The organism is Pseudomonas psychrophila HA-4 (assembly GCF_000282975.1).
GTDB classification, from domain to species: Bacteria; Pseudomonadota; Gammaproteobacteria; order Pseudomonadales; family Pseudomonadaceae; genus Aquipseudomonas; species Aquipseudomonas psychrophila_A.
The window spans coordinates 1-9,673 of sequence record NZ_ALJC01000002.1; the positions used below are offsets into that span (position 1 = coordinate 1).

The 9,673-nt window shown below is 59.5% G+C and carries 6 protein-coding genes and 1 pseudogene; 3 read left to right on the forward strand and 4 right to left on the reverse strand.

Annotation, left to right across the window (positions count from 1 at the left end; translation table 11 throughout):
- On the reverse strand, positions 1-5,198 hold a 5,198-nt coding region (locus B347_RS0100035; RefSeq protein WP_033386788.1), incomplete at its 3' end, for a non-ribosomal peptide synthetase.
- A gap of 71 nt (positions 5,199-5,269) precedes the next feature.
- Entirely contained in the window at positions 5,270-6,022 is a 753-nt protein-coding gene (locus B347_RS0100040; protein ID WP_019407684.1) for a thioesterase II family protein, read from the reverse strand.
- 349 nt (positions 6,023-6,371) lie between these two features.
- Here B347_RS0100040 and B347_RS0100045 point away from each other — a divergent pair, with 349 nt between their 5' ends.
- A complete protein-coding gene (locus tag B347_RS0100045; protein WP_019407685.1) occupies positions 6,372-6,920 on the forward strand; it encodes an RNA polymerase factor sigma-70 in 549 nt (182 codons plus the stop codon).
- Positions 6,921-7,000: 80 nt separating this feature from the next.
- On the opposite strand, the pseudogene B347_RS24490 reads toward B347_RS0100045, so the two are convergent.
- Together B347_RS24490 and B347_RS0100055 are read right to left on the reverse strand one after the other, a co-directional pair.
- Positions 7,001-7,573, reverse strand: a pseudogene (locus B347_RS24490) (GNAT family N-acetyltransferase); the annotation flags it as partial.
- An 83-nt stretch (positions 7,574-7,656) separates the two neighbouring features.
- Positions 7,657-8,433 carry a substrate-binding periplasmic protein gene (locus tag B347_RS0100055; RefSeq protein WP_019407687.1) on the reverse strand — a complete coding sequence of 259 codons (777 nt, stop codon included), beginning with the start codon at positions 8,431-8,433 and terminating at the stop codon, positions 7,657-7,659.
- A 212-nt stretch (positions 8,434-8,645) separates the two neighbouring features.
- Between B347_RS0100055 and B347_RS0100060 the strand changes: the two genes are divergently transcribed.
- A complete protein-coding gene (locus tag B347_RS0100060) occupies positions 8,646-9,188 on the forward strand; it encodes an exonuclease domain-containing protein (RefSeq protein WP_019407688.1) in 543 nt (180 codons plus the stop codon).
- A gap of 90 nt (positions 9,189-9,278) precedes the next feature.
- Positions 9,279-9,560 carry a pyrimidine/purine nucleoside phosphorylase gene (locus tag B347_RS0100065; protein ID WP_019407689.1) on the forward strand — a complete coding sequence of 94 codons (282 nt, stop codon included), beginning with the start codon at positions 9,279-9,281 and terminating at the stop codon, positions 9,558-9,560.
- Positions 9,561-9,673: the final 113 nt, after the last annotated feature.

Below are 9,673 nucleotides of genomic sequence, written 5' to 3' on the forward strand. Positions count from 1 at the left end.
ACCGGCTGGCTGCGGTCGACCGGCTGGATCGCCAGTTGAGTGTTGCGCATACCGGCGACTTGAATCAGCTCGACCTGCTCGGCAAACGCCCCCAGTTCGCTGGCGTCGAACAGTACGCGCAAAGCCAGTTCGACATCGCAGGCTTGGCGCACGCGGGAAACGATTTGAGTGGCCAGCAACGAATGCCCGCCCAACGCGAAGAAGTCATCGCGCAGGCCAATTCGGCTGTGCCCCAGCACTTCACGCCAAATGGCGGCGATTTGCTGTTGCACAGCAGTCTGCGGCTCGACGTGCTCACGCACCTGCCAGACCGGCTCCGGCAAGGCCCGGCGATCTAACTTGCCACTCGGGCTCAACGGCATAGCGTCGAGACGCAGCAATTGCGCTGGCACCATGTATTCCGGCAGTTCAGCCGCCAGCGCCGCCTTGAGCTGGGCGCTGTGCTCGGTGTCAGGCAAGTCGCCATCCAGCGCGGTGTAGTAGCCGATCAGTTGTGGCCCGGCCAGCGTGTCGCGTATCAGCACCGCCGCCTGCGCCACCTTGGGTTGGGCCAGCAAGCGTGCTTCGATCTCTTGCGGCTCGACGCGAAAGCCGCGCAGTTTGACTTGTTGATCGAGGCGCCCCAGGTAGTCGAGCACGCCCTCGTGGCGCCAGCGCACCTGATCGCCGGTGCGATACAACCGTGTACCCGGCTCGCCCAGCGGGTCGGCAATAAAACGTTCAGCGGTCAGCCCCGGACGGTCGAGATAACCCCGCGCCAAGCCAATGCCGCCAATGTACAACTCACCCGGCACCCCGGCTGGCAGCGGGTTCAGCTCGCTGTCGAGTACCCGGCACAGCACATTGCCCAGTGGTCGACCCATCGGGGAGCGCTCGCCGTCTTCTGCGCGACAGTGCCAGTGAGTGACATTGATCGCGGTTTCGGTCGGCCCATACCGGTTGTGCAGTTGCACGTGGGGCAACTGTTGCAGCACCCGGTTACGCAGGTCGGCGGGCAAGGCTTCGCCGCCGCTAAATACCCGGCGCAAAGAACTGCACTGCGCAGCCTTCGGTTCATCGACAAACAGGCGCAGTAACGGCGGCACAAAGTGCAAGGTGGTCACCCCAAACTGCTGCACCAACTGCGCAATGCGCTGCGGGTCGCGGTGCTCGCCCGGCCCGGCGAGTACCAGGCGGGCGCCGGTGATCAATGGCCAGAAGCATTCCCACACCGACACGTCGAAGCTGATGGGGGCTTTTTGCATCAGCACGTCGCTGGCATCCAGTGCGTAGGTGGCTTGCATCCACTGCAAGCGTTCACTGAGCGCCGCGTGGGTGTTGCCAACACCTTTGGGCTGGCCGGTCGAACCGGAGGTGTAAATCACATAGGCCAGGTTATCGCCATGCAGGTGCAAGCCCGGCGCGCAGCTGGGCCAGTTGTCGAGCGTGAGGCCGTCCATGGCGATGACACTGACCCCCGCGACACTCGGCAAGCGCTGCAACAGAGGGCTTTGGGTCAGCAGCAAGGACGCGCCGCAGTCTTGCAGCATGTAGGCCAGTCGTTCTGACGGGTAATCCGGGTCCAATGGCACGTAGGCGCCACCGGCCTTGAGAATTGCCAGCAGGCCGATCAACAGGTGCGGTGAGCGTTCAGCGGCAATCGCCACCGGCACATCCGGGCCAACGCCTTTGTCACGCAGGTAATGGGCCAAGCGATTGGCGTGGGTATGCAGGCTGGCGAAGTCTAAGCTGCCGCCTTCCCAGAGCAACGCGATGTGCTCCGGGGTGCGCTGCGCCTGCTGTTCAAGCAGTTGCGGCAGCCACAGCTCGGCAGGCGCACAGGGCGCGGAGCTCCAATGTTGCTGTTCTAGGCGCTGTGCGGGGTTGAGCAGATCCAGATCGGCCAACGCTGTGTGGGGGTCGGCGCAGACTTGACCCAGCACGCTGACAAAGTGCTCAGCCAGTTGCGCAATGGTGCGTGCATCAAACAGCTCAGCGGCGTAATCGAAAGACAGTTTGAGACGGCCCTGACGGTCTTCTTCGCTGTGCAGTTGCAGATCAAACTTGGCTTCGCGGCTGTGCCATTCCAGCTCTTCGGCCAGCAAGCCCGGCAAACGCCGCAACGCGCTAAGGTCGCGCTGCTGATGATTGAAGAGGATTTGAAACAGGCCATGTTCGCGGGCCTGCGGGAAGGCTTCTGCCAGTTGTTCAAACGGCACGTCCTGATGCCCCTGGGCATCGAGGGTGGCGCTGCGGGTGTGTTGCAGCAACTCGGCAAACGGCAATCGTGCGTTCAACTCGGCACGCAGCACCAGGGTATTGATGAAAAAGCCGATCAGACCGTGGGTTTCCTGGCGCGGGCGGTTGGCACTCGGTACGCCGATGCGAATATCGCGCTGCCCGGTGTAGCGATACAACACTGTTTGCAAGGTTGCCAACAGCAGCATGAAGGGTGTGGCGTCTTGGGCCTGCGCGGTCTGGCGCACGGCCTCGCTGAGCGACGCGTCGAGTTTTACGCTGTAGCGCGCAGCGCTGCGTTGTTGGGCCGCTGAACGCGGGTAATCGGTGGCCAAACTCAAGGTCGGATGTTCGTCACCCAACTGCTGTTTCCAATAGTTGAGCTGGCGCTCGGCCTCGCCTTGCGCCAGCCATTGGCGCTGCCAACTGCCATAGTCCGCGTAGTGCAGGGCCAGCGGCGCCAGTTCCAGCGGTTGTTGCAGGCATGCCGCGGCGTACAGCCGGGAGAACTCGTCGATCAACAGGTTGAGTGACCAGCCGTCAGCAATGATGTGGTGCAAGGTCAGCAGCAGTTGATGCTCTTCGTCGTCCAGCTTGACCAGCGTGACCTGGAACAGCGGGCCATTTTGCAGATCAAATGGCGTGCGTGCTTCATCCTCACGGATCTGTTGCGCCCGCGCTTCTCGCTGTGCGTCAGGCAAGTCGCTGATGTCGATGACGTGCAGATCGAAATCAACCGCCGCATCGACCCGCTGCAAGGCGTGGCCGTCTCGCTCGTAAAAGCGTGTACGCAGAGCTTCGTGGCGCTCGATCAAATACGCAAAGCTGCTGCACAGCGCGGCCTCGTTCAGCTCCCCGCGCAAGCGCAAGGCGCCGGGAATGGTGTAGGCGCTGCTGTGCGGGTCAAGCTGCCACATAAACCACAAGCGGTTTTGGGCCAATGATTGCGGCAGTGCCTGCTCGCGGCTAAGGCTCACGATGTTGCCTTGGGCCACGCCGCCATCCTGTTGCAACGCGCCGATGCGGGCAGTGAAAGCGCTCAGGGTCGGCGCCTCGAACAACAGGCGCAGGTTGAGTTCCAGCTTCAGTTCTTCGCGCAAGCGGGCTATGACTTGAGTGGCCAAAATCGAGTTGCCGCCCAACAGGAAGAAGTGGTCGTCGGCCGCCACGTGTTCGACCTGCAACAGCTCACACCAGACCCACGCAATCAGCGCCTCTAACGCGTTAGCACGCTGCTCAGGGTCGGTCGGGGCATGAGGGCTGTCGTTAGAGGGGAACTGCGCATAGCTGTCGAGGCTGCCATCGGCCAGGCGGTTGCGGCAGGCCGAGCGTTGCAGTTTGCCGCTGGAGGTTTTGGGCAACGCCCCCGGATTGAGCAGCAGCACCACGCTCGGCGCTTGTTGGCAGGCTTCAGCCACGGCTTGGCGAATCGCGTTGATCAGCGTGTCGGGCGCAATGTTTTTTTGCACGCTGCGGCTGATTTCGGCCGCGATGCCAATCCCCTCCTCGCCTTTGACGGTGACCGCAAACGCCGCCACCCGGCCTTTGCGCACCCCTTCAACGTCGCGCTCGATGGTTTTTTCGATGTCTTGCGGGTACAGGTTGTGGCCCCGCACGATCAGCAGGTCTTTCAAGCGGCCGGTGATGTACAACTGGCCTTCACGCATAAAGCCCAAATCGCCAGTGCGTAGCCAGGTACTGCCTTGCTGCTGAACAAAGGTTTCGGCACTGGCGTGGGGGTTGCGCCAATAGCCGTGAGCGATGCTCGGGCCACAGGCCCAGACTTCGCCAACGCAATTTTCGGCCAACGGCTCAAGGGTCTGCGGGTCGACGATCGACACCGCGTGTTCAGGCTGCTGGGTGCCGCAACTCATCACCGCGCTGCCCTCGCCCGGTTCTATGCGGTTGTTGGCCAGCGCCAGCTCATCCAGGCACAAGGCCGGGATACCCTGCCCGCGTTGTCCGCCCGCGACAAACAACGTGGCTTCGGCCAGGCCGTAAGAGGCGAAGTAGCTGTCGGGCGTAAAACCGCACGCGGCAAATTTTTCAGCGAACCGCGCAAGGGTGTCCTGGCGGATCGGCTCTGAGCCCGAATACGCCACGCGCCAACGGCTCAAGTCCAGGCCAGCCAGCGCACTTTCGCTGACCCGTTCGCTGCACAACCGATAGGCGAAGTCAGGCCCGCCGCTGATGGTGCCGCCGTACTCGCTGATGGCTTCGAGCCAACGCAGCGGACGGGTCAGAAAATACGCGGGCGACATCAGCACACACGGCACGCCACTAAAGATCGGCTGCAACAAACCGCCGATCAAACCCATGTCGTGGTACAGCGGCAGCCAACTGACGATGACGTCATCGGGGTTGAGGTCGATACCGAAGCCGCGACGGATCAGCAGCTCATTGGCCACTAGGTTGCCGTGGGTGACTTGCACGCCTTTAGGCAACGCGGTCGAGCCTGAGGTGTATTGCAAAAAGGCGATGTCGTCAGCCTGCAACGTCACGGGCTGCCAGGCATGCGCAAGGCTCGGCGCAAGCGTGTCAACACACAGCAACTGCGGCGAATCGGCGCCAGACAGTTCGTTCATCTGCAATAAGGACTCACGCAAATGGCTGCTGGTGAGCACTAAACGCGGTTCGGCGTCGGCCAGAATCGACAGCAAACGCTCCTGATGATGACGCCGCGCCGACTCCGGCGGATACGCTGGTACTGCAATCACCCCGGCATACAGACAGGCAAAAAAGGCAACAACGTAATCCGGCCCGCTGGGGAACAACAACACCGCGCGCTCGCCCACCAAGGCGTTGGCCTGCAGGGCAGCGGCGAGGGTGCGTGCGCGCAGATCCAGGTCGCGATAGGTCAGGACCTGATGGGCACTCTGGTCATCGCCAAGAAAGCGCAAAGCCAGGCGATCCGGGGTCTTGGCAGCACGCTGCTGCAGGGCTTGAGCCAATGTGCCAGGGAGTTCGAACGCGTCCATCATGGGGTTTCCTGCCTGAAGTCGGCTTGCAATGAATTCGGTGTGTTTGAGAGACGAGAAAACGCGGGACCGCTTTACCCGTGGGTGAGCGGTCGGGTCTGTTGATGACGCCAGTGCGCCAGATGCTCTTCGGCGTAGCGGCGCAGGCAACGCAGCAGCGGGACTTCCTGCTGGAGCAGAAAAAAGTGATGGCCTTCGAACATATCCAGAGAGAAAAAGCTGCTGGTATCTGCCTGCCAATCGAGCAGTTGCTCGGGGCGCACGCTGTCTTGCTTGCCGCCAAACACGTGGATCGGCAGCGGCAACGGGGCACGCTGGCCGTGGTTGAAACTGCCGCATAACAGGAAGTCGGCGCGCAGGATCGGCAGCATCAATTGCATCAGTTCGGTATTGGCCAACACCTCTTCAGACGTGCCTTTGAGTTCTCGCAGACGCTCGATCAATTGCGCGTTGGTTTTTGCCACAGCGTATTCACTGACGTCCCGGCGTGCTGGACCGGCGGTAGCCGAGGCAAACAGCGCCAGCGGCTCAGGCAGACCGCGCTCGCGCAGGGCGTGGGCCAACTCAAACGCCAACAGGCCGCCCAAGCTGTGACCAAACAAAGCGTAGGGGCGGTCCAGCTCGGGACTGATTTCATTCGCCAACTGCCGAGCCAATGGCTGTATCTGGTGTTGCAGTGGCTCGTCCATACGCATGCCGCGCCCTGGCAACTCCAGCGGCCGCACCTGCAACCATTCAGGCAGCGAACGGCGCCAGCGGCTGTAGGCCATGGCGCTGGCGCCGGAGTAAGGCAGGCAAAACAACCGCAGCTTGGCCCCCTCACTCATGATCACTGTCACCGCTGTGAAGCACCGCCTGCCTACGCACAAAAACCATATCGCCCTCCTTCGCACACTAGCTCGCTCTTACGGGGACTTACGCAACCAATCGCTGGCCTATATCCCCAGCCTTTGTCTTCTGAGAACGGTTGGCCGTAGCCGATATTTAGTCGCTGCCATGGTGGCGTTTTGCAGTCAATCGCGCAGGGTGTGAGCCTCTTCGCAATCCCCTACGCAGACGGGTATTAATTCTGTTTCTCAATTGACAATCATTATCATTTGACCTAATTTGTTGCCAACTGTGTAGCCGACTGCCGAGTAAGGGCCTGCACTTTTTCAATTGCCACAGGTGATCTCCATGACGGAACAAATGTCCACAAGCAGGTGCGACTCACCCTTACTTCAGGCCTTTGTCGACAATCGATTAATCCTGGTCAAAATTGCAGCGCGAATCACTGGTTGCCGATCCCGGGCCGAAGACGTGGTGCAGGATGCTTTCTTCCGCTTGCAGTCAGCGCCGCAGATCACCTCTTCATTCAAGGCCCAGTTGAGTTACCTGTTTCAGATCGTGCGTAACTTGGCGATTGATCACTATCGCAAGCAGGCGCTGGAGCAAAAGTATTCCGGCACGGAAGAGGAAGGCTTGAATGTGGTTATTCACGGCGCATCGCCGGAAACGTCACACATCAATTTTTCGACTTTGGAGAACATCGCCGAGGCGCTGACCGAGCTGCCAACTCGAACGCGCTACGCGTTCGAGATGTACCGTTTGCACGGCGTTCAGCAAAAGGACATTGCCAAAGAGTTGGGGGTGTCACCGACGCTGGTGAACTTCATGATTCGCGATGCGCTGATTCACTGCCGCAAAGTGTCCGGGACGCGTGCGGATACATTTGCTCGGCGCTGAACTGACACACTGCCGCTTCGTGCCAGATCGCAGCCTGTCGTCGCTGCAGACGGCTGCGATGAGCCGCGAAGCGGCCCTATTTACCAATCCGCTCTGTCGAGCACCATCAATGCCGCCCTTTTATGCGGGAAGTCGAACTCTTTGATCCGCTCGTAACCCTGTGCTTGCAGGTAGCCAATCATTTTGGCGTTATCGGCCCGAGGCTCGGCCACCACGCGCTGGGTGCGCGGTTCATCTTCAAACAGGTAGTGCGTCAGCGCCGATAACCAACTGGCAACTTTGTGCGGCCCGCGATGCGCTTGTTCACCGACCAACATGTGAATGCCGCGGTCATAGTCGCCCACGTCGTAAAACGGCGCGATGCGGTCTTCTTTGGCCCAGTAGGCCTCGAAATAGGCAAACGGCTGGTCGTCGAAGCAACCGATCAAGGTCAGGGTGTGCGGGTCGGCTGCAAGCTTTTCCAGGTAGTGGCGATGTTCTTCAAGGCTCCCGCCCTCGTCCCAAAAAGCGACGACACGTGGGGTGTTTTGCCAACGGCTGAAGCGCTCAAGGTCCAAGTCGATGTCCAGGGTGCGCAAGGAGATCCAGGCCCCCAATTGGGGGTCGAAGCGGCGATACACTTCGCCTTGGGGTTTGGCTGGACGCTGCGGGTGAGGTTGCGGGGCGATAGCGGTCATCATGGGCTCACGATTTTCGTCAACAGATAGGCTGTGTGACGTAGCCCGCGAGGTGAAATTTAGGGGCGCGCAGCCACCTGCTCAATATGATAAGGCGCAAAAATCGCCTCTAATTGGCCACTGTCGCGCAATTTTTGCATCAACCGGCTAAATTCTTCGCTACGGATCGGCCCCTGGGGCTGCAAAAAAGCGTAATGGTGATAGGTCTGATCCACACGCTCAGACACCATAACTTGGCTTTGGAACTGCGGGTTGTTGTTAAGGATTTCTCTGAGGTTGGAGCGGGTCATTAGCGTGATATCGACCCGCCCACGCAGAACCATCTGCAAGTTGCTGCGATGGGAGTACGTGAGGGTGGCGTTAAACGTGTTGGTCAAAAATTTCGCGCTGGGGTTAAAACCGGCAAACGCGTAGTGATAGCCCGTGAACAGGGCCATTCGCTTGCCATCCAGATTGTCAAAATAGGTTTGCTCACGACCCGGTTGCCGGATCGCAACGAAGACTTCTGCGTCTTGAAGGCCAAGGTCTACGCGATTGTAGGCAACATCCCTCCAGCCCCAGTCCGGGTTTTCAAACAGCAGCATGTCCACTCGCCCCTGATTAAAGTCACGCACTCGTCGAGCAACAGAGGTGGGCACGATGGCGAAGTGGTAGTCACTTTGCAGTTGATTCAGCGCCGCCAGCAATTGCGGCAGCAGCCCGGTGTCGGCACCTCGTTCAGGGCGCACGATATACGGTGGAAAATGTGCGGCACCCACTCTGACTTCCTGAGCAGCCCACGAAGGCGTCAGTACAGCAGCACCCAGCGCCAGCAATACACAGCGGACCATCCACATTGGCAAACACTTCAACGCTGTGCACCTCGGGTGGCGCCCATGACTGGAACTTATTGGTAGGTACAGGACCTGAGATCAGGCAAGCACATAATTTAAGTGCGCCTAGATTACCAAGCAAGCGCGGAACTGGCCCATTACAAATTAAGTGCCCTGTTGCAGCGCTTTAGCTACGCTGCATCTTCAACGCCGAGGTTGTTTAAAGGAAGCTGCACATGCATCACTGGCTGGTAATTGACTTGGAAGCCACTACAGATGACGGCGGCTGGCCCCTGGAAGAAATGGAAGTGATTGAAATCGGCGCCAGCGTGGTCACCCGTGCCGGGCGCGAGGTGGATCATTTCCAGCGTTTTATCCGTCCGCAACGCCGTCCGTTGCTGACGCCTTTTTGCCGTCAGTTAACCCATATCACCCAAGCCAATATTGATGGCGCAAGCACGACTGAGCAGGTCTGGGAACAGTTTGAGCGCTGGCTCGGCCAACACTTGCCGAAACTCGAAGGCTGGGCCAGTTGGGGTGATTACGACCGTAAGCAACTGGAACAGGAATGGAAGCAAAAGAAGCTAGACAGTGCGCTATTACGGTTGCCGCACGTGAATCTCAAGCTGCAATTCGCTCAGGCCCGCCAGCTAAAGAGCCCGCTGGGTCTTAATAGCGCATTGCAACTGGCGGGTATGCAATTCAGCGGGCAACAGCACCGCGCGTTGGAAGACGCCCGCAATACAGCGCGTTTATTGCCGCTGGTATTCAAGGTTTAGGGCCGCGTAGAGCAGCCATAAAAGGGCGTGACGTGATAAATAGGCTTCTGCATACTGGCCAGCCTTTTTAGCCCATTCCGAGGAATCGCCATGTTTAAAGTCAACGAATACTTCGACGGTACCGTCAAGTCGATTGCGTTCACACAAGCTGAAGGCAAAGCCACTATTGGCGTCATGGCCCCGGGTGAATATGAATTCGGCACTGCCGAGCGTGAAATCATGCACGTCGTGTACGGCGAATTGAACGTCAAGCTCCCGGGCAGCAGCGAGTTTGAAACGTTCAAGACCGGCAGCGAGTTCCACATCCCTGCAAACAGCAAGTTCCAGCTCAAGGTCGTGGTTGAAACGGCTTACCTGTGCGAGTACCGCTGAGTTAATAAAGTGACGCGCCGTAAGGTCGCCGTTGCCGCAGCAATGGATAGGCACTCAAATCAATAGCCTCCCTCACTGTAGAAACCGGTACATCCTTTACACATCTGACCGGG